This is a genomic window from Pseudomonas sp. NCIMB 10586 (assembly GCF_023127895.1).
Lineage (GTDB): Bacteria > Pseudomonadota > Gammaproteobacteria > Pseudomonadales > Pseudomonadaceae > Aquipseudomonas > Aquipseudomonas synxantha_A.
On sequence record NZ_SPKQ01000018.1, the window covers coordinates 559,419 to 582,883 of the forward strand.

At 59.7% G+C, this 23,465-nt stretch carries 21 protein-coding genes; 9 read left to right on the plus strand and 12 right to left on the minus strand.

Annotated features, from left to right (window positions below; all coding sequences use genetic code 11):
• Nucleotides 1-5 precede the first annotated feature (5 nt).
• The 3 genes from E4P01_RS10560 to E4P01_RS10570 form a co-directional block, all read right to left on the minus strand.
• Nucleotides 6-1,112, minus strand: coding sequence for an efflux RND transporter periplasmic adaptor subunit (locus tag E4P01_RS10560; protein WP_078820219.1), 1,107 nt, complete (start codon nucleotides 1,110-1,112; stop codon nucleotides 6-8).
• A gap of 19 nt (nucleotides 1,113-1,131) precedes the next feature.
• Entirely contained in the window at nucleotides 1,132-2,358 is a 1,227-nt protein-coding gene (locus E4P01_RS10565; protein ID WP_078820218.1) for a TolC family protein, read from the minus strand.
• A gap of 109 nt (nucleotides 2,359-2,467) precedes the next feature.
• Entirely contained in the window at nucleotides 2,468-3,373 is a 906-nt protein-coding gene (locus E4P01_RS10570) for a cation diffusion facilitator family transporter (protein ID WP_216090705.1), read from the minus strand.
• A gap of 316 nt (nucleotides 3,374-3,689) precedes the next feature.
• Between E4P01_RS10570 and E4P01_RS10575 the strand changes: the two genes are divergently transcribed.
• Nucleotides 3,690-4,664, plus strand: a complete 975-nt coding sequence (locus E4P01_RS10575; protein WP_216090704.1) for a DUF4917 family protein — start codon at nucleotides 3,690-3,692, stop codon at nucleotides 4,662-4,664.
• 108 nt (nucleotides 4,665-4,772) lie between these two features.
• On the opposite strand, the gene E4P01_RS10580 is transcribed toward E4P01_RS10575, so the two are convergent.
• A complete protein-coding gene (locus tag E4P01_RS10580; protein ID WP_216090703.1) occupies nucleotides 4,773-6,062 on the minus strand; it encodes an MFS transporter in 1,290 nt (429 codons plus the stop codon).
• Nucleotides 6,063-6,248: 186 nt separating this feature from the next.
• On the opposite strand from E4P01_RS10580, the gene E4P01_RS10585 reads away from it, so the two are divergent.
• A complete protein-coding gene (locus E4P01_RS10585; protein WP_032878044.1) occupies nucleotides 6,249-7,667 on the plus strand; it encodes a TIGR00366 family protein in 1,419 nt (472 codons plus the stop codon).
• A 38-nt stretch (nucleotides 7,668-7,705) separates the two neighbouring features.
• Here the strand turns inward: E4P01_RS10585 and E4P01_RS10590 are convergent, their stop codons facing one another.
• Together E4P01_RS10590 and E4P01_RS10595 are read right to left on the minus strand one after the other, a co-directional pair.
• Nucleotides 7,706-8,047, minus strand: coding sequence for a DUF86 domain-containing protein (locus tag E4P01_RS10590; protein WP_103734685.1), 342 nt, complete (start codon nucleotides 8,045-8,047; stop codon nucleotides 7,706-7,708).
• On the minus strand, nucleotides 8,044-8,334 hold the full coding sequence (locus E4P01_RS10595) for a nucleotidyltransferase family protein (protein ID WP_078820214.1): 291 nt from the start codon (nucleotides 8,332-8,334) through the stop codon (nucleotides 8,044-8,046). The genes E4P01_RS10590 and E4P01_RS10595 overlap by 4 nt, the downstream gene beginning before the upstream one ends.
• Nucleotides 8,335-8,491: 157 nt before the next feature.
• On the opposite strand from E4P01_RS10595, the gene acpA reads away from it, so the two are divergent.
• From acpA to E4P01_RS10610, 3 genes are all read left to right on the plus strand, one after another.
• Nucleotides 8,492-10,192, plus strand: coding sequence for an acid phosphatase (gene acpA / locus E4P01_RS10600; protein ID WP_216090702.1), 1,701 nt, complete (start codon nucleotides 8,492-8,494; stop codon nucleotides 10,190-10,192).
• Nucleotides 10,193-10,311: 119 nt separating this feature from the next.
• On the plus strand, nucleotides 10,312-11,481 hold the full coding sequence (locus E4P01_RS10605; protein WP_078820212.1) for a hypothetical protein: 1,170 nt from the start codon (nucleotides 10,312-10,314) through the stop codon (nucleotides 11,479-11,481).
• 137 nt (nucleotides 11,482-11,618) lie between these two features.
• Nucleotides 11,619-12,134 carry an SET domain-containing protein-lysine N-methyltransferase gene (locus E4P01_RS10610; protein ID WP_216090701.1) on the plus strand — a complete coding sequence of 172 codons (516 nt, stop codon included), beginning with the start codon at nucleotides 11,619-11,621 and terminating at the stop codon, nucleotides 12,132-12,134.
• Here E4P01_RS10610 and can read toward each other — a convergent pair.
• Complete coding sequence (gene can / locus E4P01_RS10615) at nucleotides 12,131-12,775, minus strand: carbonate dehydratase (RefSeq protein WP_005784518.1); 645 nt, start codon at nucleotides 12,773-12,775, stop codon at nucleotides 12,131-12,133. The genes E4P01_RS10610 and can overlap by 4 nt on opposite strands.
• A 139-nt stretch (nucleotides 12,776-12,914) precedes the next feature.
• Between can and E4P01_RS10620 the strand changes: the two genes are divergently transcribed.
• Nucleotides 12,915-13,319, plus strand: coding sequence for a hypothetical protein (locus tag E4P01_RS10620; protein WP_032878051.1), 405 nt, complete (start codon nucleotides 12,915-12,917; stop codon nucleotides 13,317-13,319).
• A 58-nt stretch (nucleotides 13,320-13,377) separates the two neighbouring features.
• Here the strand turns inward: E4P01_RS10620 and rimI are convergent, their stop codons facing one another.
• Nucleotides 13,378-13,830, minus strand: a complete 453-nt coding sequence (rimI, locus tag E4P01_RS10625; protein WP_003188286.1) for a ribosomal protein S18-alanine N-acetyltransferase — start codon at nucleotides 13,828-13,830, stop codon at nucleotides 13,378-13,380.
• Entirely contained in the window at nucleotides 13,823-14,569 is a 747-nt protein-coding gene (locus E4P01_RS10630; protein ID WP_056845582.1) for a hypothetical protein, read from the minus strand. The genes rimI and E4P01_RS10630 overlap by 8 nt, the downstream gene beginning before the upstream one ends.
• A gap of 187 nt (nucleotides 14,570-14,756) precedes the next feature.
• On the opposite strand from E4P01_RS10630, the gene mksB reads away from it, so the two are divergent.
• From mksB to mksF, 3 genes are read left to right on the plus strand one after another with little or no spacing between them, the layout of a single operon-like run.
• Nucleotides 14,757-16,034, plus strand: coding sequence for an Mks condensin complex protein MksB (gene mksB, locus E4P01_RS10635; protein ID WP_005784507.1), 1,278 nt, complete (start codon nucleotides 14,757-14,759; stop codon nucleotides 16,032-16,034).
• Nucleotides 16,024-16,731, plus strand: a complete 708-nt coding sequence (gene mksE / locus E4P01_RS10640) for an Mks condensin complex protein MksE (RefSeq protein ID WP_032878054.1) — start codon at nucleotides 16,024-16,026, stop codon at nucleotides 16,729-16,731. The genes mksB and mksE overlap by 11 nt, the downstream gene beginning before the upstream one ends.
• A complete protein-coding gene (gene mksF, locus E4P01_RS10645) occupies nucleotides 16,728-19,568 on the plus strand; it encodes an Mks condensin complex protein MksF (protein WP_216090700.1) in 2,841 nt (946 codons plus the stop codon). The genes mksE and mksF overlap by 4 nt, the downstream gene beginning before the upstream one ends.
• Before the next feature lie 186 nt (nucleotides 19,569-19,754).
• Here the strand turns inward: mksF and E4P01_RS10650 are convergent, their stop codons facing one another.
• From E4P01_RS10650 to E4P01_RS10660, 3 genes are read right to left on the minus strand one after another with little or no spacing between them, the layout of a single operon-like run.
• A complete protein-coding gene (locus E4P01_RS10650; protein WP_216090699.1) occupies nucleotides 19,755-22,058 on the minus strand; it encodes an MlaD family protein in 2,304 nt (767 codons plus the stop codon).
• Nucleotides 22,051-22,674 carry a paraquat-inducible protein A gene (locus E4P01_RS10655; protein ID WP_032878056.1) on the minus strand — a complete coding sequence of 208 codons (624 nt, stop codon included), beginning with the start codon at nucleotides 22,672-22,674 and terminating at the stop codon, nucleotides 22,051-22,053. The genes E4P01_RS10650 and E4P01_RS10655 overlap by 8 nt, the downstream gene beginning before the upstream one ends.
• Nucleotides 22,661-23,320 (minus strand): paraquat-inducible protein A, encoded by a 660-nt coding sequence (locus E4P01_RS10660; protein ID WP_032878058.1) that lies wholly within the window; start codon nucleotides 23,318-23,320, stop codon nucleotides 22,661-22,663. The genes E4P01_RS10655 and E4P01_RS10660 overlap by 14 nt, the downstream gene beginning before the upstream one ends.
• Nucleotides 23,321-23,465 lie beyond the last annotated feature (145 nt).

Sequence of the window (23,465 nt, forward strand, 5' to 3'; positions counted from 1 at the left end):
GCAGATCAATGGGCGTGTTCGGCCGAGCCTTTGCCCAGTTCGGACTTGAGGATGAAGCTGCCAGCCGTCGCCACTTGCGCACCGGCCTCCAGGCCCTGACGCACTTCGACGTAGCCGTTTTCACTGACGCCCAGTTCAAGATGGCGGGTGATAAAGCCTTCTGCAGTGCGCACGAACACCGAGGGCTTGTCCTCGACGGTCTGGATGGCGGCTTGCGGTACGGTGACCTTGGCCTGGTAGGTATCGGTGGCGACTTGCACGGCCACGAATAAACCAGGACGCCAGGCGTCGTCGGGGTTGGGCACCGTCACACGCACGGTGGCGGTACGCGTTTGCTCGCCGAGCAAGTTGCCGACATACGCCACGGTGCCCAGCACTTCGGTGCCCATTTCCGTCGAGCTGACTTTTACTGGTTTGCCTACACGGACCTTGTTCAAGTCCTTGGGAAAGACACCGAAGGTGACCCACACCTGAGACAGGTCCGAGAGCGTGAATGCGTTGCTGGTTTCACTGACCACCTCGCCCACGCCCAGGTGTTTTTCCACCACCACCCCGGCGAACGGCGCCCGCAGTTCATAGCGATTGCCACCGGCCAGAACTGCGCTGCCGCTGAGGGCGGTCATCTTCTGCCGCGCATTGTTCAGGGCGATTTCGGCCTCTTGCAGGGTTTGCCGCGCCAGCAGGTAATCCTGCTCGGCGGAGATTTTGTCCTGCCACAACTGGCGCTCGCGCTCAAAGGTGGTACGCGCCAGTTCGACCCGGCGCTGGCTGGCCGCCAACTCACTGCGCTGGTCGGAAATCTGCTGGCTGGCGATCACCGCCAACAGTTCGCCTTTTTTTACCGACTGGCCCAGATTGACGTTCACCGCTTCCACCACGCCCGCAGCACGGGGCACGATGTGGGAGGTACGGTCTTCATCAAAACGCACCTCGCCGGGCAGCGTCAGCACCGTGCTGATCGAGCGCGGTTGCGCTTGGGCCAGTTGAATACCGGCGGCCTGGATCTGCTGCTCGGTGAGTTCAAGTTTGCCTTCTTCTTCCTCGGCGTGGGCCAAGCCCGATAGCAGCAGGCCCAAGGCGACGGCGAGCGCCATGCCATGTTTTTTGTTCATCAGGGGACTCCAGGAAAAATCAAAACCGGGCGAGGTCGCCGTAAATTCGTTCGATACGCACCCAGGCGTCGGTGGCCTGGGCCGTCGCCGCGAGGTACTGGGTGCGGGCCGCGATCAAGGTACGCTGGGCGTCGAGCACGTCGAGAAAGTTGAACTTGCCCATCTCGAAACCACGGGTGGCGCTGTCTACCGCGCTCTGTGCGGCAGGCAGGATCTGTTGGTTGAACGCACGCACTTCGGTGTTCGCCGTTTGCCACAGGTCCAGGGCCTGGCGGGTTTCGGTGCGCAGGCGCAGCTCGGCGGCGTTGCGCAGGTCGCGGGCCTGGTCGGCGCGTCGAGTGGCCGCGAGGATGTTGCCCTGGTTGCGGTTGAACAGCGGGATCGGCATCGACACGCCCACCAGGTTGACCCGCTCGCGCACGCTGGCGTCGTACTGGCTGCCAATGGACACATCCAGGTCCGGAATGCGCTGGGCTTTTTCCAGGCCCACGCTGGCTTCGTTCTGCACAATATTGAGTTCGGCCAGGCGCAGTTCGGCGGTTTGCTCAAGACGTGCCAGCAAAGGCGCGGCGGCGGGTAACGCCGGCGCGGAGGTGTTTGGCGTGGCGACGGCCTGGAAGTCGGTGGCCGCACTGCCGGTGCTGGTGGCCAGGCGACGGTAGGCATCAGTGAGGCCAATCTGTGCGCGGTTCAATTCCAGGCGGATTTCCGACACCTGCACCTGGGCGCGGGTAGCTTCCACCGGTGACGACTTGCCGGCGGTGACACGCCCGTTGGCGACCACCAGGCCGCGCTCGGCAAGCGTCATGGAGCGTTGCGCCAGGTCGAGGCGCTCCTGGGCGCGCAGGGCGCCGTAGTAGCTGTCGATGACCTCGGCGCGCAACAGGTTACGGCGCTGCTCCAGGGTCAGCGCGGCGGCGTCCTGGGCGCGGGTGGCCACCTCGATGCGCGCACCGCGCTTGCCGCCCAGTTCCAGGGTCTGGCTGAGTTTGATACTGGTGGTGCGGCTGTTGCGGCGGGTGTCTTCGGCATCCCAGGAGGCCACAGGGTTGGGGATCAAGCCGGCCTGCTGGCGGCCGCCCTGGGCGATGTCGATTTCCCATTGTGCGGCCGCCAGGTCCGGGTTGTTGGCGAAGGCGGTTTGCAGCGCTGCATCGAGGGTGAGGGGTTGTGCCTGGGCGGCGTTTGCGGATATCCACAATGCCAATGCTGCCGCCCCCAACAGTGTTCTAACGGAAATTGCCATAACGAGAGTTCCACGCCCATGAAGTCGCTGAGGTGTCCCAGCGGGGGCAATGTAGCTGTCGGTACTTATCAGGGCCGTGGGTGAAAGATTACAAATCCGTTAGCCAGGCTCAGGCATGCACGTCGTCGTGATCGTCATGCTGAAAACCCTCGCCCTCAACCTGGATCGTGGCATGGGAAATATCGAATTGCTCGTGCAGTAACTCCGTCACTCGGCTGAGGATCTGCTGCTCAGTGCCCTGGGACGCATCCGCGACCAAATGCGTACTCAGCACATTCTTGCCACTGGTGAGGGCCCAGATGTGCAGGTCGTGCACGTCCCTGACCCCAGGCACGCTGCGGATGGCCTGCTCCACCTGCTCGATATCGACGCCTTCCGGCACACCTTGCAGCAGGATGTTCATGCTCGCCTTGAGGAGGGTCCAGGTGCGCGGCAATACCCAAAAGCCGATGGCGGCCGCGACCACGGAATCGACCCACCCCCAGCCGGTGAACATGATCACCAGCGCGGCAATGATCACGCCGACGGAGCCGAGCATGTCGCTCCAGACTTCCAGATAGGCACCCTTGACGTTAAGGCTCTCGCCGCTGGCCGCGCTGAGCAGGCGCATGGAGATCAGGTTGACGACCAGCCCCAGCAGCGCAATCACCAACATGCCGGTGGACTGGATCTCGGCGGGCGTCTGCAGCCGCAGGTAAGCCTCGTACAAGATGTAGAACGCCACGGCGAACAGCAGCAATGCATTGAACGCAGCCGCCAGAATCTCGAACCGCGCATACCCGAAGGTGCGCTTGCGATCTGCCGGGCGCTTGGCGACCTGGATCGCCACCAGGGAAATCGCCAGGGCCAGGGCGTCGGTCATCATGTGCGCCGCGTCCGACAACAGTGCCAGGCTGCCGGTGATAAAGGCGCCGATGACTTCGGCCAGCATGAAGCTGGCGGTCAGCCCCAGGGCGATCCATAACTTGCGTTCGTGGCCGGCGCGTACTTGGGCGTGGCTGTGTCCTGCGCTCATGGGATGTCCTTGTGGGTTGGGAGGAAGCGGATCATAGAGCTATAGGCCAGATCCACGGGCATGGTTTGCAAAATTGTCATCTGCACGCCAGAACGTCGTTAGCGTTGAGCGCACCAAAATCGTTCATGGACACGCTGGGGCAGTTCTATCAGGTACGACTTGCTTGCTCTGGCACCTTGCCATCCTGGTGCCTATTGTCGGAGAAAGTTCTTAAACCTCACACGTAATACATAGTCTTGCCTCAGCGATCGAATAATGGCATATAGTCATCACGCAAATTATTGTGCCTTAAACATTACTCACAGGGAGCGTGAAGGTGATCACCTACAGCGACGCGATGCAATCAGTACCCGTGGGCCAAAAGCCCTCAGTATTACTCGCAAACGGTTTCTCTCAAGCGTGGAACCACCAGATCTTCAACTACAAGTATCTGCTTCAAGCTGCTAATTTCGGAGATCGAGAATTTCAACTTAAAGAGCTATTTAAACAACTTAACACTTATGACTTTGAAAAAGTCATGAAACGACTGGTTTCCACACAGCTTGTACTAGAAATTTACGAAGCGAACCCAGAACTCATAGAAACCGTAAAGCGAGATCAAGAAGTACTGAAGTCAGCACTTATAAACGCCATCTCCAACACTCACCCTCCACTACCCAGCAATATTTCTGATGAACAATACACCACAGCACGAAAGTTTCTATGTTCATTCAACCAAATATTCACACTGAATTATGACCTATTGCTTTACTGGGCAAAAAATAAAAACAACCTACCTCCAGAGCGCTACTCCACCGATGACGGCTTCAGATACCCAACATCCTGGGTAGGGCATGGTACTAACCAGGAGGTCCACTTTCTTCATGGGGGACTGCACATTTATGATACTGTGTCCGGTATAAAAAAGCATAAATGTACGGAAGATGGAATCCCCATAATTGACCAGGTCAGAGAAAACTTAGAGCACGGGAAATTCCCCCTGTTTGTTGCGGAGCCGACCCATGCAAAAAAACGCGCACGGATAGAACACAACCCCTATTTAAATTATTGCCTACGAAAGCTTAGAGACTTAAACGGCACACTCTTCATCTATGGCCACTCTATAGCAGACAACGACAGACATATATTTGAAGAAATAAAGGAGGCTCAAGTGGAGAAAATTTTCATTAGTATCTACGGAAAAGCTGAAAGCAAAGAAAATCAACAGACAATGATGAGAGCAAAACATCAATTTTTCGGATTTGATATAGAATTCTTCCAGGCCGAAACGACACCGATCTGGGGCCCATAACAAGTTAAAGTTCCGTAAGCAAAAGATTAAAAACTATCTCCCCCTCCTATCAGCAGAAATTTGGCTATGGGAGGGGGGGCAGGTTGAGTATTGACACTCAAAAAAACATTAGTAGTTCGCGTAGCCTAAATTACGAAAGACGATCGTGGTTCCCACCCCCACCGCCCCCATCACCACGCAATACCCCACGCAGACCCACGGGCTGGTCGGCATCAGCGCGATCAATAGCAGCGGCGTAGTACTCGCCCACAGCGCATAGGCAATGTTGTAGGTGAAGGAAATCCCCGACACCCGCACCTGCGCCGGGAACAGGCCGACCATCACTGACGGCACCGCGCCCACCACCCCGCAGCTCAAGCCTGCCACGGCGTACGCCGCGCCCAGCCACACACCGCCGCTGATCAGGCTGGCATACAGGATAAAAATCCCTACCGGCAGCAACAGGCTGTAGACCAGCACCGCGCGCCAGGCGCCGATGCGGTCCACGAGCAAGCCGGCGAGGACGCAGCCGATATTCAGGAAAACGATGCCCAACGCGCTCAGGGCGAAGGTGTGGCTGGGGCTCATGCCGAAGGTTTTCTGCATCATGGTCGGGGTGATGACCACCAGCACCACCACGGCTGAGGTGAGTACGCAGGTCAGGATCATGGCTGGCAACAGCACGGCGCGATGCTCGCGCAGCACGGTGCGCAATGGCATTTCGGCGGCGGCCTGGCGACGCGCCTGCATTTGGAGGAACACCGGGGTTTCGCTGAGCCAGCGACGCAGCCATACGCCGATCACGCCGAATACGCCGCCGAGCAGGAAGGGCAAGCGCCAGGCATAGTCGAGGATTTCGGCCGGGGTGAAGACTTGCGCCAGCAAGGTGGCAGTCAATGCGCCCAGCAGGTAACCGAAGGTCAGGCCGGCTTGCAGGAAGCCCAAGGCGTAGCCACGGTGCTGGCGCGGCGCGTGCTCGGCGACGAAGGTCCAGGCGCTGGGCACTTCGCCGCCCACTGCGGCACCTTGCAGCACGCGCAGCGCCAGCAGGATCAAGGGTGCGAAATAGCCGATCTGCGCGTAGGTCGGCATGATGCCGATCAGCAGGCAGGGCAAGGCCATCATCAGGATGCTCAAGCTGAATACGCGCTTGCGCCCCAGGTGGTCGGCAAAGTGCGCCATCAGGATGCCGCCCAGCGGACGGGCGAGGTAGCCAGTAACGAAGATGCCGAAGCTTTGCAACAGGCGCAGCCACTCAGGCATTTCCGGGGGGAAAAATAATTGGCTGAGGGTCAGCGCGAAAAACACAAAAATAATGAAGTCGTAGATTTCCAGGGCTCCACCGAGGGCGGCCAGGCCCAGGGTTTTGTAGTCGGAGCGGGAAAAACGCTGCGCCCGTGGGGAAAAGGTGGCAGTCATGTGCAGGCTCGGCAGACAAACAAAATGGCGTGCAGGTTATGAGCTGAACCCATTGAAGGCAATCACGACGGATATATTTGTTTTACTCATTGATCGTTGAAGATAACTACATTCCCAAATCAATGGGGGTAGAGGAACATGCCGTAAAACTGCCAAACCCCATAATAAATACAAGAGGAAAGCTTCATGGCCGATGCTATCGAAGAAAGCCGTTACGCTCGATTTGCTCTGCGTTGTTCCAATTTTGCCGAGCGCTGGTTTCCCGACTCCTGGGTGTTTGCCGCCCTCGCGGTGATTATCGTCGCCGTGGCGACCCTGGGCATGGGCGCAGCGCCCGCCGAAGCGGCCAAAGCATTTGGCGACGGGTTCTGGAGCCTGATCCCGTTCACCATGCAGATGGCGTTTGTGGTGATCGGCGGTTATGTAGTCGCCAGCTCGCCGCCCGCGGTGAAGTTGATCGACCGCTTGGCGCGCATCCCCAAGAACGGTCGTTCGGCGGTAGCCTGGGTGGCGTTGATTTCCATGGTGGCATCGTTGCTCAACTGGGGCTTGTCCCTGGTGTTCGGCGGTTTGCTGGTGCGGGCGTTGGCCCGTCGTACCGATTTGCGCATGGACTACCGCGCCGCCGGCGCTGCAGCATACCTGGGCCTCGGTGCCGTGTGGGCGTTGGGGCTGTCGTCGTCAGCCGCGCAGTTGCAGGCCAACCCGGCCAGCTTGCCGCCGTCGATCCTGTCGATCACCGGGATGATCCCGTTCACCGAAACGATCTTCCTGTGGCAATCCGGTGTGCTGCTTCTGGCGCTGATCGTGGTGTCGCTGATCATCGCCTACGCCACCGCGCCAGGCCCCAACAGTGCCCGGGATGCCAAGGCCTGCGGCGTCGACCCGGCCTTTAACCTGCCCAAGCCACAACCGCCGACGCGTCCTGGCGAATGGCTGGAACACAGCCCGTTGCTGACGATATTGCTGGCATTGCTGGCAGCCGGCTGGCTGTTCCATGAGTTCTCAACCAAGCCGGCGATCAGCGCCATCTCCGGGCTCAACACCTATAATTTCCTGTTCATCATGGTCGGCGCCCTGCTGCACTGGCGCCCGCGCAGCTTCCTCGATGCCGTGGCCCGTGCGGTGCCAACCACCACCGGCGTGCTGATCCAGTTCCCGCTGTACGGCTCGATTGCCGCGCTGATGACGGTGGTCAAGGGCGGTGACGGCCAGACCCTGGCGCACCATATCTCGACGTTCTTCACCTCCATCGCCTCCCACGACACCTACGCGCTGCTGATGGGCGTGTATTCGGCGGTGCTGGGCTTCTTCATCCCATCGGGTGGCGGCAAGTGGATTATCGAGGCGCCCTATGTGATGCAAGTGGCCAATGACCTGCAATACCACCTGGGCTGGGCGGTGCAGATCTACAACGCCGCCGAGGCACTGCCGAACTTGATCAACCCGTTCTATATGCTGCCGCTGCTGGGGGTGTTGGGGCTGAAGGCGCGGGACTTGATCGGGTTTTCGTTTGTGCAGTTGTTGGTGCACACGCCGCTGGTGTTGTTCTTGTTGTGGGCGCTGGGGACGACGTTGAAGTATTTGCCGCCTGTGATGCCCTGAATAACGGGTGACCGCAACTGTTGGTAGAACAGCTGCGGTCAAGGATTTACAGGAAGGCGTGCCAATAGATCAGGTAATGCACTCTGTATCGTGTCCCAAACAACATCCAAGTTGATATCGAAGTAACCATGAGCGATTCGGTTGCGCATCGCTCGCATATTGCGCCAAGGAATATGTGAATGGCGTGCCGCGAAGTCCGGATGCTGATCCATGATTTTCGTCGACGCTTCACCAACGATGATCAGGCTCATGACCACAGCTTGTTGTGTTCGCCGGTCCTCCAAAAACTCTTCTTTGCTCAAGCCCTCTACAAAAGTGATAGCGTCAGTGGCAGCTTGCCTTATGTGCTCCAGATAATCCCCTAAGCGATTTTCTGTCATACAGGACGGGCCTCAGCCAACACCTTGGCGCGAAATTTCAAAGGCAAGTCGCCAGGCGTCAACAGGTCGACATTGACGCCTAACAAGTCCTCAAGCTCGACCTGCAACCCGCCAAGATCAAAAAGAGTTGTCCCCGGTGGCACATCAACCAACAAATCAAGATCACTGCCTTCTTGGTCGGTACCCGTTAATACAGACCCAAATACTCTCGGGTTTGATATTTGGAAACGTCCTATCACTTCTCTGACAGCTGCTCGTTGTAGATCAAGTGCAGTTGAAGGTTTCACGACTCACCTCGATGGTGTGCATTAGAAGCCCAGTCTAGCAGCGCTTACTCTGTGTAGACACGCCCCGCACATCACATGTGTGTCTTCGTTCCGTCACATTCCATTGCTACCGTCCTGCGAAATATCTTGCAACATCTCGCCAAGGACTCCCCCCGCAATGAGTGACGAGCACAACGACCGCCCTACCCACGACTGCGCCCCCAAAACGCCGGTCGACACCAGCCGTCGGCGCTTCCTCGGCGGTGCGGCGGTGTTGGGGGTAGGCGCGACCTTGAGTGCCTGCGGCCATACCAGCGAAGCGCCGAGCACACCGGTAGCCAGGCCGCTCACGCCCCAGGAGCTGGACAAGGCCTTGAGCGACCAGGTTAAAACCGTGGTGGTGATCTACGCCGAGAACCGCAGCTTCAACAACCTGTTTGCCGATTTCCCCGGGCTTGAAAAACCACTGTCGGCGTTATCCGCCACTGACACCCGGCAGCGCGACCGCGACGGTAGTGTGCTGGCCAGCCTGCCGCCCACATGGGGCGGTGTGTTGCAAGTAGGCCCGCAAACGGTCGACGGGGTGACCTACCCCAGCGGTGTGCAATTCCAGGAAAACCTTTCCAACGCACCGTTTGCCCTCAAGGGCCCGAACGCCGAAGACCTGCCATTGAGCTTGGTAACCCGCGACCTGTGGCATGTGTTCTATCAAAACCAGATGCAGATCAACGGCGGCAAGAACGACGGTTTTGTCGCCTGGGGCGATGCCGGGGGCCTGGTGATGGGCCATTACGCCCAAAGTCGTTATTCTCTGCGCCTGTGGGACGTTGCCAGGGAGTTTGTGCTCTGCGATAACTTTTTCCAGGGCGCATTTGGCGGCTCGTTTCTTAACCACCACTACCTGATCAGCGCCACGGCGCCGGTTTATCCCAATGCCGCGCAATCGGTGGCCAAGGCGCAGATCGCCACGCTGCAAAGTGATGACCCCACCGACACGCGCCTCAAGCCGCTGGACGCGTCCCCGGCCAGCGCCATGACCGGCCCGCCGCAGTTCGGCCCCAGCGCGCTGACCCCGGACGGTTACGCCGTAAACACCCTGGCCCCGCCGTATTGGCCCACCTGGATTCGCGACCCGCAAAACCCGGATTACTCAAAGCCTGACCTGCCCAATGTGCTGGTGCCGCAAACCCACGAGCACATTGGCGACAAGCTGTCGAAAAAGAACGTTGACTGGGCCTGGTATGCCGGCGCGTGGCAGGCCACTCTGGAGCAGTTCAAGGATTCGGGCGGGATCCCCAAGATCCCGAACTTCCAGTACCACCACCAGCCGTTCAACTACTTCAAGCAGCAAGGTCCGCAAAACCGTGCGGAACGTGATAAACGCCTGCGCGACGGCGGCTTGGGGGATGAATCAAGCACGAACAAGTTCTTCGCAGATGCCCAGGCCGGCAAGCTGCCGGCCGTGAGTTTCTACAAACCCCAGGGCAACCTGAACATGCACGCCGGTTATGCCGATGTGGCCTCGGGCGACCGCCATATCGCCCGCGCCCTGAAAGTGCTGCAAGAGAGCCCGCAGTGGAAAAACATGGTGGTGGTGGTCACCGTCGATGAAAACGGCGGCTGGTGGGATCACGTCGCGCCGCCCAAGGGTGACCGCTGGGGCCCGGGCACGCGGGTGCCGGCCCTGGTGGTGTCGCCGTTTGCGCGCAAAGGCACGGTTGACCACACGGTGTACGACACTGCATCGATCCTGCGTTTGATCACCCGAGTGTTCCAATTGGAGACTCTGGACGGCCTCAAGCAGCGTGACGACGCGATGATCGCCCGCGGCCAGAAGCCCATGGGCGACCTGACCAACGCTTTGCAATTTCACCCGTAGAGGCTTATCCAATAACGACATGCCTGGCGATTTAACACGCGATTTTCCCGGTCAGCCGCTACTGTGTGCAGGTGGGCTTTTATCCCGCGCAGACGGGCGTCGCTGACAAGGAACCAACTATGTTTAAAACGACCAGGCTGTCCTTCACCCTCGCCGCACTGCTGGTGAGTGCGGTCGTACAGGCCGACATCGAGGTGCCTCTGGGCAGTACGCAGCGCGTCACCCAGTTATTCGCATTTCCCAATAACTGCAACGTGATCTGCTTTCGGCCATGGACGCTGGAGCAGACCGCTGAGCACTACTTGAACCAGAGCCTGCAGCGTGACGGCTACAGCCGCGCCAGGGTCAGTGTGAAAACCCACGATGGCCAGGTCTGGGCGAATTTCAGCGGCGTACCGGACACCTACGGCCAGTCCCTGACCACCTTGCTCAATACCGCCGACCTCGCTTATCAGGGTGCCAGCCGGCTCAACAGCGATGGCAAGTGGGCTTATAACTGGTACCTGTTCCTGCCGCTGGGCATGGCCCTGGAGAACCGCAAGAGCATCGAACTGCTGCACTTTCCTCCGGACTACTCGCTCACCCAGGCCCAGGACTACCTGGAGTCGGCCACCACTGACCGCTGGGCGGCCTTGCTTACCGACAACGGCATCCCGGCCAGCGAGACACCGGCTTACCAGACCATCATCGATATCGCGCCCATCGCCGCACCGTCCAACGCAGGCAAAGATCTCGAGAGCGTCTACAGCTACTTCACCGACTACCAGACCCGCATGGTCAAGGAACTGAGCCTGCACGCCAACGGCTCACTGCCGATGGTGGCGTTCGGCGCGCCGGTGCGCAGTTGGCTCAAGCAACAATACGGTCAGAACGTCGGCGTGCTGGAGCTGACCCAGATCAGCCCGACACCAGGCACGAGCGTGTCAGTGCTGGGCGCCAACCACCCCAGCTACATCTGGTACGCGGCGGACCCGGCAAGCTATGACGGAGATGAACAAAAGGCCGACGAGGCCGGATTGAAAGTAATGGGGCAGGATTTAAGCGCGGCCTGCTGGCAAGCGGGCATGGGCCAGAAACCCGCCAGCGATGCGAATGTGTTGCTCAAAGCCTGCTTGAATACCTGGCAGGTCACACGCAAGGAGCAGACCTGTGAGCTGTTCTTCACCTCGGTGCGCAACCTGACCCCGGAGCAGGCCAATACCAAGTGCGCCACACCGCCTATCAAGGCGCAATTGAAGCAGCTGAAAAACGCCGCGCCGCCCCCCACTGTTACCTCTCCCGCGCTTTAACGCGAACCCGCGGTTTCTACTGTCAGATCTGACAGTAGAAACCGGCTTCAACTTCGGCGAGTCTTGGCTTGCGCCCACTTGCTGCAAGACTGGCAGTCAGAACACCCCAGATCCATGCAGCCCAATTCAGGAGAGTGATGAAGACTCAAGCCATGGATAAGGCTAAAACGGCAGTGAATGACTGCCTCTACCCCTTTGAGACGCTGCAGGTGGAACAGGGTTACCCCTCGACCGCACAATTCAAGGTCGTGCGATACCCTAATGGCAAGCGGGGTGGCATCAAGGCTCGCATCGACTTTGACAGTCGAGTACGCATCGCTCTGGTTTCAGGCTACGCAGTCAGCGAGCGCCGGGCGCATACGCTGCAACTGTCGCCGCGTATTCACTTGTACGATAGATGGTTCTGCGGCCTGATACGGCACTCCTGCAAGCCGAACGTGCTCCTGGACACCACGTACATGGAACTATGGACCCTGAACACCATTACCGCAGGCGGCCTGCTGACCCTGGATTACGCCATTACTGAAGACGCGCTTTACCGGCAGTTCGCTTGCCATTGCGGCGAGCTGAACTGCCGGGGCTGGATCACCGGCAGCAAAGAGCCGTTGAACGCCCAAGGCCTGGCCTGGTGGCGCGAAAACAAAAGGTCCTAGGCTTCGCCCAACGGACGCAGGCGGTACTGCGGCGGCAGTTGCTCGAAGCCACTGATGGTGGTGTTCAAGCTCTTCCAGCGACCGTCCTTGATGCCGTAGATGCAGCCATGGATCGACAGGCTCTGCCCACGATGCCAGGCATTTTGCACAATGCTGGTGTGACCGACATTGGCCACCTGCTGGATCACATTGAGTTCACACATGCGGTCAACGCGTTCTTCTTCAGTTGGCAGTTGAGCCAACAGTTCGCGGTTCTCGTAGTAGAGATCACGAATAGTGCGCAGCCAGCCGTCGATCAGGCCGAACTGGCGGTCCTGCATCGACGCACGCACGCCGCCGCAACCATAGTGCCCCGTGACGAGGATGTGTTTGACCTTGAGCACGTCCACCGCGTACTGAATCACCGACAGGCAATTGAGGTCGGTGTGCAGCACCACGTTAGCCACGTTGCGGTGCACGAACAGATCACCGGGCAACATGCCGACGATCTCATTGGCCGGCACCCGCGCGTCGGAGCAACCGATCCACAGGTATTCCGGGGTTTGCTGGCGGGCGAGCTTGGCGAAGAATTCGGGATCTTCCTGTTTGATCGCATCCGCCCAGCGTTCGTTGTTATCAAGCAGGTCTTGTAGTTCGTTCATCAGGGAAAGCCTCAGGAATGATGCGCAGTTTTGTGACTGACAACCCCTCGTCCGGGTCACGCCTGGCGCAAATTAGCTTGAATCTTTGGGGCTCAGCGCCTGTCCACACACTATAAGCCCCACAGCATGAGGATTGGCCATGACTGAATCACGACGTCCCTACGGCGCAACCCAGCCGGAACCGATCGACGACAACGAAGACCGCATGGGTTCGATGCGCGAGCTGGATTTTGACGAAGAGGACCAGACAGCGGAAATCGGCGATGAAATCCCGCGTGGCGAGCGCGAGCAGCTGATGCCCGACGAACGGGTACGAGAGGCCGGGATGACCGGGGCCTCGACCGCTGATCATGAATCAACCGATGATGATATGAGCCCGGAAACGCTGATTCACGAGGACGGTGCCAGAGATGCTCGGGAGGAAGGAGAAGACAGCCCGGCGGACTACGATCTGAGTGTTGTTGGTGAAGAGGATATTGGTGGCGGAAATGGCCTGGATGAGGCCGAACTGGCCGATCTGGACCCGCTCAACGGCAAACGCTGACACAACGCAGCTCAAAATGTGGGAGGGGGCTTGCTCCCTCCCACATTGGTTCCGGTATTTAGTCGACGAGGGTGCAAGCCATGACGACCGCGTCTTCGCGACCACCCACAGCAGGGTAGTAATCCCGGCGTCGGCCAATCTCATTGAAGCCATAGCGCTCATATAACCGAAAAGCCCCGGTATTGCTGTCCCGCACTTCCAGGAAGCATTCCCGCGCGTTGGCCGCGTAGGCACGGGACATCAGGTGTTCCAGCAGCGCCAAACCCAATCCGCGCCCCTGGTTTTCCGGTTTAACGGTGATGTTCAGCAAGTGCGCTTCATCGAGAATGATCTGCACCACCCCATGGCCCACCTGCTGCTCACCTTCGAACATCAGCCAGATTTGATACTTGCCCAGCCCGTCGAGAAAGATCCCTCGCGTCCAGGGATGGCTGAACGCCGCGTATTCGATTTTCAGCACCGCGTCGAGGTCGGCCTCGGTCATCGGGCGGAAGGATAAAGCCTCACTCATCAGTTGTTTTCCAGCGCGCCATCAGCCGGCGCATGGCTTGCCAGACATCAGCCTTACGCTGTGGCTCTTCCATTAATAATTCCAGACCCGGCAGGGCCCATACCGAACCCAGGCTGTCGACCTGCAGTTCGCGGTACCAGGCCTCGGCATTGGCTTCACCGGCAAACCGCACGGCAGGCAAGCCGATCAGCCACAGGCACACGCAGGGTTCGTCTTCCAGACGCGCCGAGACAAAGCCCTGGACAAAATCCCGCGCAGCTTCCGGGCCCTGGTCCATGGTGCCGCGTACCAGCAGCGGCCAGCGTACAGGCTCACCGATGATTTGCGGGCTGTCGGGCAGGCCGGCGGCGCGCAGCATGTCCTTGAGCAGCAGGTAGGCCGGGTCGCGGGACTGGAAGCGCTCGCCGGTGGGCAGCTCCACCAGCAACAGGCAACGCCCGGCCCGCAGCAATTGCAGGGCAAAGCGGGGCGGCGGCACTACCGGAGCCTTGACCACCGGCGCGGCCTCCTCCACCACCTTGGCAGCCTTGGTCACCGGCGCAGGGCGTGGCACTTCGATCTTTGCCCGTTCGACCGCCGGGCGTGTTTCGACTGGGGGCTTGACCACCGCCACGGGCGCGGCAGCCTCTTCCCCCGACGACTCGAACGCCTCATAGGGCTCAAGCGCCTGCAACAACTCGGGCCGCGACGGCGCGGCAAACGGCAGTTCGGTGCGGGGCAGCCAGTTGACCACCTGCATGGCGGTCAAGTAAGCGCGACGTCGGGACTCGATAAGCACAGCTCGGCCACTTGTGGATAAGTAAAGAGCGGGGATTCTACCGCTGTTCGGCAACAATCGCCCACTGCGCACTGACCGGCTGTGGATAAATCCCGCGCCTGATGCAGTACAATCGCGACTTTTAATCGCCAACCAGCCGGCCATTCCCATGATCGAACCCAAGCGCGTCCTGCGCGCCCTCGCCGAACACTGGGCCTTACTTGAGCCTCTGTGCGAACACTTCGACCAAGGCACCCTGAGCCTGAGCGAGCTGCGCGCACAATTGGCCGCCCAACAACTGGACAGCACGCCCCAGGACATTACCAGCCTGCTGGACGTGTGGATTCGCCTGGATATCCTGGTACCTGTCGCCAAGAGCCCGAACCGTTTCGAGCTCAACGCGCAGATCCACGACTTCCTCGCTTATCTTCGCAAGGAGCACCGGCTTGGCCTGTGCCTGGAAATCGAAGCCTACCTGCGCCACCTTGAGCGCCTGGCCGGTTATATCCAGGACGCCTTCGACATCCGCGACGGCCATGACCTGGCCCGGCAACTGCGCTTGCTGGATATGCGCGTGCGCGACGTGCTGAAAAAACTTGCCAACGACGAACAGGCCCTCGCCGCCGTGGCCGATCGCGCCAAGACCAGCGACCGCCAGATCCCGTTGCGCCAGCGCTACGCCGAGGTGTTGGCAACCTGGGACGAATACGTCGAGCCGATGATTCAGCTGGTGAACGCTGACGGCGCCTTCGAGCAAGGCGTGCGCAAGGTGGAAAACGTGCTGCTGCGCATGCTCACCGAGCAACAGCGTCTTGGCCACCTGGTGGACGACGACATGCTGCTGCGCACTCACGCGCGCATCCTCGAAATGCAGACCAGCGCCCAGTTGACCTTGCGCCATGCGCGCGAGCTGCTGTTGCCGCTGCGCGAAGAAGCACGCCGGCATAACGCAGTGACTCGCGGCGCTGCGCTAGCCTTGTCGGCGATTCGCCGTAAAGGCCTGGACGCGGTGCCGCAAGCGGCGATGCCGATGTTCACCCGACCGCAAAGCACCTTCCTGGGCAGCGCCAGCCAGGTCGAGGCTTATGTGTATGCCCTGGCCAATTTCGAGCCGAAACCGGCGCGATTCCCCAAGGCGCACAAATCCCACAAGGGCGAAGCCCCGCGCGCGCCGCGTACGGTCAAGGAAATGCTCGAGCGCTGCGAAGACGCCCTGCCGATGCCGGACCTGATGACCTGGCTGCTGGAACAGGAGCCCGACGGCGCCACCGACGAATTGCTGTACTGGTTTTCACGCCTATCCCGGGAAAAACGCTTCAAGCGCGAGCGCCTGGAACGTCGCGATTACCACACCCACGAGCATCAGGTCAGCCTGCGCTCCTTCGCCCTGCTCCCGGCCGGCGTTGACGCCACCGAGAATTCTGCGAGCACCCCTTATGCATCTTGATCTATCCGAACTGTCCCAGCTGGCGCCGATTTTTCGCGAGCTGTTCAAGGGTTACCACGTCAGCCGCCGCGACCCGGAGCTGTACGCGCAGCTGTCGAACTTCCAGGACCAGTACCGCACGCTGTTCAAGGCCTTGGGCTTTGAGCTGGTATGCGATACCCGCGGTTTCTACTACTTCGTCCCGGACACCGCCGTGGCTGCCGCGCAGGTCAACAAGACCGCCCAGCGCCTGGCCTTGTTTACCTTCATTCTCGTCGAGCACCTGGCCGACCAGGGCCGCGACCCGGTTGCCGTGCTCGACGGCGGCAGCCTGGGGCGCGACGAATTGCCTTCGTTGCTGGAGAAGTACCGCGACCTGTTTATCCAGGCCGAAGTGCAGACCCAGGAAGAGCTCGAAGAAAAAATCATGCGTCGCATGACCCAACTCGGTTTTGCCAGCGAAGACAACGGTATCTACCGCTTCCTGCCACCAATGCACCGTTTCCTCGACGTGTGCCTGTCGGTGCAACAGGACCGCGACCTCGCCGCCAGCGTGCACAGCGTATTGCCGCTGCCGGTGCCAGTGATCATCGACGAAGACAGCGATGAAAAACTGCTGAAGACCGATGACCCGCTGGACCTTAGCGCCTTCGATGAGGAAAGCGAAGAAGACGCCCTGGCCCGAGCCATTGCCGAAGAACAGGAAACCGACGTATGAGTAAGGAACGTTACGGCATCCGCCGCTTCGCCCTATTGAACACCGCCGGTTACAGCCTGGGCTTGTTCCCGCTGGAAGAGCCGCTGTCGGTGTATGGCGCGAACAACCTGGGTAAATCCGCATCCATCAACGCCTTGCAGTTCCCGATCCTGGCGCGCATGTCGGACATGAGTTTCGGCAAGTACACGCTGGAACAATCGCGGCGCTTCTACTTTGCCACCGATACCAGCTACATCCTGGTAGAAGTCTCCCTGCCCCACGGCCCGCACGTCATCGGCGTGGTCGGACGCGGGCCGGGCGGCGGTTTCGGTCACCAGTTCTTTGCCTATGCGGGCAAGCTGGACCTGGCTCACTACCAGAAAAACGACACCTGTCTGCGTCAGAAAGAGCTGTTTACCAACCTTGAGCGCGAGGGCCTCAAAGCCTACGAACTCAAGCCTGATGAACTGCGGCGCTTGCTGGTGGGCGGCCATACGTCGATCCCGCTGGACCTGACCCTGATCCCGCTGCGCTCCACCAGCGAACAGAGCTTGAAGACGTTCCGTGCGTTGTTTATCAACCTGCTGCACATGCGCGAAATCACCGCGGCCAAGCTCAAGCAACTGTTCCTCGACGCGTTCGAACACAGCTTGCGTTCAGGCAGTGTCGACTACATCGCTGCGTGCGAAGAAGCCTTCCGTGATGTGCGACGCATGGAGCAGGACTACAACTCGCTGGTGGCTGCCGGGCCGTTGGTCGAGGCGTTGGCCAATGGCGTGAAACAACGCGACGCCTTGCGCGGCAAACTGCATCGCCTGTCACCGCTGCTGGATTCGTTGCTGGGCACCTGGTCGGACTACGCCAGTGCGCGCAAGGAAGAGCTGACCATCCAGGCCGAGCACTACCGCAACGAGCAGGACGCGCTGCAGAACGACCAGCGTGGCGGTACTCAGGAACTGATGCGTCTGGAGCGGGAGATCAGCGGTATCCAGCGTTGGCTGGGCGAGCTGTCGGTACTCAAGCATCGCTTTGCCCTGGTGGATGACGTCAAGGTGCTGGAGCAACAGTTGCTCGCCGCCAAGGACGCCCACGATGAACTGGCGGGCGCATTGGCGCAGTCGCGACAGTTCAGCGCCGAGGACCTGAACGAGCGTCTGCGCGACCTGGAAAAGCGCTTGAAGTCGGTCAGGCAGCAACTCGATCACGCCGACAACAACAGCTATGCCAAGCTGCGCGAGGAGTTCTCGCAACAGGATGTCGAACGCCTGATGCGCCTGTTCAACAGCTCGTTGTTCAGCCTGCCTCTGGGTGAGCACGGCATCACGCTGGATGAGGACGGCCAGTGGGTCAAATCCCTGGAGCAGATTCTCGATGGCTTCAAAGGCGAGCGCTTTGAAGTGCCGGGGCTGTCCATCGACATCTCGCACATCGAGCCGCCTGCGTTGCAGGCCCTGGCCGACCGCGCCGCATTGCGCGACCAGAAGGAGCGCCTGGAAAAAGAACTCAAGCAACTCAAAACCCAGCAGGCCGTAGCTTCCGACCGCGCGGCGAGCAAGACCCAGACCGAAGCGCTGTATCAGCAGGTGCTGGATGCTCAGAAGGCATTGGAAGATTTCCGCCGCACCCAGACCCTAAGTGCAGAAGAAGGCGAGAAGCTGGAAAACCTGGCGCAAATGGAAGCCGCCCAGGATGAGCTGAAGCGCTCCAGCGATGCCTTTACCGAGCGCGTCCAGCAATTATCGGCCAAGCTGCAACTGGTCGGCCGCCAGATCGGCGATATGGAAGCCAAGCAACGCACGCTGGATGATGCGTTGCGTCGTCGTCAGCTGTTGCCGGCGGACCTGCCGTTCGGCACGCCGTTCATGGACCCGGTCGACGACTCCATGGACAACTTGCTGCCACTGCTCAATGACTACCAGGATAGCTGGCAGGGCTTGCTGCGCGCCGACGGCCAGATCGAAGCCCTGTACGCTCAGGTGCGCCTCAAGGGTGTGGCCAAGTTCGACAGCGAAGATGACATGGAGCGTCGCCTGCAGCTGCTGATCAACGCTTACGCGCACCGCACCGATGAGGCGTTGACGCTGGGGAAGGCACGCCGAGCAGCGGTGACCGATATTGCCCGTACCCTGCGCAATATCCGTAGCGACTACGACAGCCTTGAACACCAGTTGGCGTTATTCAACCGCGAGATCAACAAACGCCAGGTCTCCAACCTGCAGAGTTTTCGCATCGTGCTGGCGCCGAACAAGGAAGCCCTCAAGCATATCGACCAGATCATCCACAGTGCTGGCCAGTATGAAGAAGGCGAAACGCTGTCGGTGTTCGACCTCAGCCAGAGCGCCGAGCAGGACAACAAGAACGAAGAGGCCAAGGAATACCTGGCGCGCCTCGTTGCGGCCAACCATAACCAGCTGGGCCTCAAGGACTTGTTCGAACTGGCGTTCGAGATCACCAAGGTGCACGGTCAGCCGGTGATTCATACCGACATCGATGGCGCCGCGTCCAACGGCACCACCATGACCATCAAGGCGCTGACCAACATGTACTTGTTGTTGCACTTGATGGACCGTGACCAGGCCGGCCGTGTGCGTTTGCCGTATTACCTCGATGAGGCTGCAGACATTGATGAGAAGAACCAGGCTGCCTTGCTGGAAACCAGCTTGCAACTGGGCTTCGTGCCGATCCTGGCCAGTGTGAAGCCGCAGGTCTCCGCCCAGGTGGCGATCGACCTGGAAGGCGGCAGCGGGCCGAACGGAATCTACATTGATGAGGCGGACTGGAAATACATCCGTCGCCATGATGTGGTGAAGGCGACGATGAATGTGCAAGCCGATGAGCCGGAGCTGGATGAGGTCTGACGCGTTGCGCTGACATGCAAAAAGGCCGCGATCTTTTGGATCGCGGCCTTTTTTTCGGCTTGGGATTTGCGGTGTGTTTGTGGGCCTCATCGCGGGCAAGCCCGGCTCCCACAGTTGGAATGCATACTTGCTGAAAATGCATATCCCTGTGGGAGCCGGGCTTGCTCGCGAAGGCCGCGCATCGGTTTATTTACCGAGTGGAATCTTGGGCGCCCAGGTCAGCCACTCATCTTCAAACTTATCGAACAACGGGAAGGTCTGCTGTGGCCGTGCCGGGTTGCCCATGCGTTCGCCATCCGGCGTGGCAAAGGCGATACCGCCGGCCACCAAGGTCTCCAGGGACTCGGTGCGCACCGTCGCGCCCTTGAACAGGCCGAAGTCGAGACCGAAGCCGCTGGTGTTCCAGAAGCGACTGCCACTGCGTACCAGGGGTGCGTACTTGGGCTCGATCAGGATATGCACCAACACACGGTCGGCGGTCTGGCCCAGTTCATAGCCGGTGACCTTGCCCACGGTGACTTCACGGTAAGTGACCGGCACGCCTTCTTTGAGCGAACCACGGCGAGCGGCGCTGAGTGTCAGGCTCAGACCTTGCTCCTGATGGACAGACTCCGGCGGCTGATCCAGTGCAACAAAGTTTTTTTGCGGCCCGGCATTTTTCACCGCAGGCTGCACCTCGATGTATTGCCCGGTGACCAGGGTTTCAAGATTGGAGGTCTTCATCAGGCCCAGCTCCGGCTTGACCACCCAGAACTGGCTGCCTGCGCGGGCGATACGATCAGCCACCTGAGTAATACGGGCGCGCAGCAATACGGACTGCATGTCGGCGCTGAGGTCGACGCTCTCGACCTTGCCAACATCGAGGCCTTTGAAGCGTACGGCTGTACCGGGGCGCAGGCCGTCGGCACGATCGACCTTGATCGTCACCAGGGTGCCATGCTGATTCGCGGCGTCACGGTCGGCGAACAAACGGAAGCGCGGGATACGGTGCTTCAGGGGAACGTTGGGCTCCGGTGTTTCGAAGGCGATACCACCGGCCATCAGGCTGGCCAGGGATTCGCTTTTGACCTGGATGCCACCGGTGAGCCCACCAGTGAGAGTGACACCGCTGGCGTTCCAGAAACGTGTCGAGCCGTTGACCAGGCCTTCATACTCTTTCTCGATATGAACGCCGATCACGAGTTGCTTCTTCTTGCGTGAAAACTGGTAGCTCTGCACCGAACCCACCTTGACCTGTTTGTACAGAATCGGGCTGCCGACATCCAGCGAGCCCAGGTTGTCGGTGAGCAGCACCATGTGCAGGCCGGGGGAGCGCAGGTCTAACGGCGGCGCCTTGGCGCGGGCCACATACTCACGTTGTGGCGGGGTGCCTTTGTCACCCGGGCGGATCGCGATGTAGTTACCTTTGACCAGTGCTTCCAGGCCGGTGATGCCTGCCAGGGAGATGGACGGCTTGACCACCCAGAATTGCGTGTCCTGGACCAGGTAGTCTTCGGCCAAAGGATCAAGGGTCAACTCGGCGCTGGCGCTGGACAGGTCCGGGTCGATCTTCAAGGTTTTCAGGCTACCAACCTGGATGCCTTTGTACATGACCGGGGTACGCCCGGCCTGGAGGCCTTCGAAATCGGTGAGTTTGACCTTGACCTTGATGCCGGCTGCGGCGGCATCGAAGTCCTCGTACAGGCGAAAAGGCAGGCTCGGGTCGGTGGGTGGGCTGTCTTGGCGATTCTCAGGCGTGGCGAAGGCGATACCACCGGCCACAATGCTGGAAAGCGATTCGCTGCGCACCTTCACCCCGGAGAGGTTGGCGTCGATACTGATGCCGCTGGCGTTCCAGAAACGCGTGTGCTTGCGCACCAGGCTGGCGTAGGTCGGCTCGATATAAACCTTGATCTCAACGATGCTCTGGTCTTCGGACAACAGATAGCTTTTGACCTGGCCGACCTGAATCTGCTTGTAGAACACCGGACTGCCACGGTTCAGCGAGCCCAGGCGGTCGGCCTTGAGCGTCAGGTGCAGGCCCGGCTTGGCGTCGGATAACGGTGGTTCTTCAGAGAGCGCCTTGAACTTGCGCGTGGGCTCACCATCGCCCGGGCTGGCGGCGATGTAGTTACCCGAAACCAGGGTCTCCAGGCCAGTGATGCCGGCGAGGCTGACGCTGGGCTTGACCAACCAGAAGCGGGTGTTGGTCTTGAGATATTGTTCGACGTCCTTGTTCATCTCGATGGTGGCGATCACCCCGCGATTGCTGCCTTCGTCATCCAGGGCCAGGGTCTTGACCTTGCCGACGGTCATGCCTTTGTAGACCACTTCAGTCTTGTTGACTTGAATACCCTCGCCGCTCTCAAAGCGAACCTGAATCTCAAGACCTTGCTGGGAGTAGGCGCGCCACCCCAGCCAGCCACCGATGATCAGGGCAATCAGGGGCAACACCCAAATAGCCGACCAATTGGAGGCCGGGCGGGTTTTAGCTTTAGGCAAATCACTCATGGTCGTCGTCCGACTCCGTGTTATCCCAAATCAGTCGGGGATCGAAAGTTACTGCGGCAAGCATCGTCAAGATCACCACACTGGCGAACGCTGCAGCACCGAGATTGGCCTCGACACTGGCAAGTCGCCCAAAGTTAACGACCGCCACCAGGATGGCGATCACGAAGATATCCAGCATGGACCAGCGGCCAATGAATTCGATAAAGCGGTACATCACAATGCGTTGTTGCGCGGACAGCGGTTGGTGACGCTGCACCGAGAACAGCAACAGGCCGATGCCTACCAACTTGAATGTCGGCACCAGAATACTGGCGATGAACACCACGGCGGCGATAGGAAACATGCCGTGCTGCACCAGCTGGATCACACCCGCCATGATGGTACTCGGGTCGCCTTGGCCGAGGGAGTTGACGGTCATGATGGGCAACAGGTTGGCGGGGATATACAAGATTGCTGCGGTGATCAGCAATGCCCAGGTACGGGTGAGGCTATTGGGGCGACGCGCATGGATCAACGCGCCGCAACGGGTACAGAGTTGCTCGTCGGTATCCGCTTCTTGCTTGTTCAATTCATGGCATTCGGTACAAATCAGAATGCCTGCATCAATCGCCCGCATGGTCATCCTCTCCTGACAGTGCTTGCCAGATCTGATGGGGTGACATCACCACCTCAAGCAGAACTTGAACCATTAATAAACTGACGAAGCAGACCAGACCCAGGCCGATCGTGATGGAGGCCATGTCGGCGAGCTTTACGATTGCCACCAGTACGCCCATCAAGTAGACCTCCAGCATCCCCCAATCCTTCATATGGTGGTAGATGCGGTACAACAACAGCCCGTAACTGCGACCGATGTTCCAGCGGATGCTGAGCAACACTGCCAATTGGCAGAGCAGCTTTAGCAAGGGGATCCCCATGCTGCACAAGAACACAACGGCAGCAACGCCTTGCATACCGGTATCGAATAAGCCAACAACGCCGCTCCATACGGTGTCCTCCGAGGACTGCCCGAGTAGATTGAGCTGCATGATGGGCAAAAAGTTCGCCGGGATGTAAAGCAGCAGGGCCGCAAGTACTAAAGCAAGGCTCCGCTCGACCACATTGTGGCGGTGAGCATACAACTCGTAGCCACAGCGTGGGCACTGGGCTTTTTCGCCAGGGGCGAGCGCTGGCTTGCGCATCAGCAAATCGCACTCATGGCATGCCACCAGGTCGTCCAGTGGTAAATCCGACACCTCAACGGCATCAACCGGATCGGGCATAGATAGGGCTCTGACTCTAAAATAGTTAGGTGGCTATTCTAGTGCTCTGGCTCGGAAATAACTGTGCAATTTTGTCGGGCGATTGAGGGATGCCAGCCGTGCGCGGATAGAGTGGACACTTTTCGACCGCCCAAAACAAAACCCC

What these genes read in the sequence shown, in the direction of transcription:
- E4P01_RS10560 (WP_078820219.1), bottom strand. Translation starts at nt 1,112, where the DNA reads ATGAACAAAAAACATGGCATGGCGCTCGCCGTCGCCTTGGGCCTGCTG.
- E4P01_RS10565 (WP_078820218.1), bottom strand. Translation starts at nt 2,358, where the DNA reads ATGGCAATTTCCGTTAGAACACTGTTGGGGGCGGCAGCATTGGCATTG.
- E4P01_RS10570 (WP_216090705.1), bottom strand. Translation starts at nt 3,373, where the DNA reads ATGAGCGCAGGACACAGCCACGCCCAAGTACGCGCCGGCCACGAACGC.
- E4P01_RS10580 (WP_216090703.1), bottom strand. Translation starts at nt 6,062, where the DNA reads ATGACTGCCACCTTTTCCCCACGGGCGCAGCGTTTTTCCCGCTCCGAC.
- E4P01_RS10585 (WP_032878044.1), top strand. Translation starts at nt 6,249, where the DNA reads ATGGCCGATGCTATCGAAGAAAGCCGTTACGCTCGATTTGCTCTGCGT.
- E4P01_RS10590 (WP_103734685.1), bottom strand. Translation starts at nt 8,047, where the DNA reads ATGACAGAAAATCGCTTAGGGGATTATCTGGAGCACATAAGGCAAGCT.
- acpA (WP_216090702.1), top strand. Translation starts at nt 8,492, where the DNA reads ATGAGTGACGAGCACAACGACCGCCCTACCCACGACTGCGCCCCCAAA.
- E4P01_RS10605 (WP_078820212.1), top strand. Translation starts at nt 10,312, where the DNA reads ATGTTTAAAACGACCAGGCTGTCCTTCACCCTCGCCGCACTGCTGGTG.
- E4P01_RS10610 (WP_216090701.1), top strand. Translation starts at nt 11,619, where the DNA reads ATGAAGACTCAAGCCATGGATAAGGCTAAAACGGCAGTGAATGACTGC.
- can (WP_005784518.1), bottom strand. Translation starts at nt 12,775, where the DNA reads ATGAACGAACTACAAGACCTGCTTGATAACAACGAACGCTGGGCGGAT.
- E4P01_RS10620 (WP_032878051.1), top strand. Translation starts at nt 12,915, where the DNA reads ATGACTGAATCACGACGTCCCTACGGCGCAACCCAGCCGGAACCGATC.
- rimI (WP_003188286.1), bottom strand. Translation starts at nt 13,830, where the DNA reads ATGAGTGAGGCTTTATCCTTCCGCCCGATGACCGAGGCCGACCTCGAC.
- E4P01_RS10630 (WP_056845582.1), bottom strand. Translation starts at nt 14,569, where the DNA reads ATGCAGGTGGTCAACTGGCTGCCCCGCACCGAACTGCCGTTTGCCGCG.
- mksB (WP_005784507.1), top strand. Translation starts at nt 14,757, where the DNA reads ATGATCGAACCCAAGCGCGTCCTGCGCGCCCTCGCCGAACACTGGGCC.
- mksE (WP_032878054.1), top strand. Translation starts at nt 16,024, where the DNA reads ATGCATCTTGATCTATCCGAACTGTCCCAGCTGGCGCCGATTTTTCGC.
- mksF (WP_216090700.1), top strand. Translation starts at nt 16,728, where the DNA reads ATGAGTAAGGAACGTTACGGCATCCGCCGCTTCGCCCTATTGAACACC.
- E4P01_RS10650 (WP_216090699.1), bottom strand. Translation starts at nt 22,058, where the DNA reads ATGAGTGATTTGCCTAAAGCTAAAACCCGCCCGGCCTCCAATTGGTCG.
- E4P01_RS10655 (WP_032878056.1), bottom strand. Translation starts at nt 22,674, where the DNA reads ATGCGGGCGATTGATGCAGGCATTCTGATTTGTACCGAATGCCATGAA.
- E4P01_RS10660 (WP_032878058.1), bottom strand. Translation starts at nt 23,320, where the DNA reads ATGCCCGATCCGGTTGATGCCGTTGAGGTGTCGGATTTACCACTGGAC.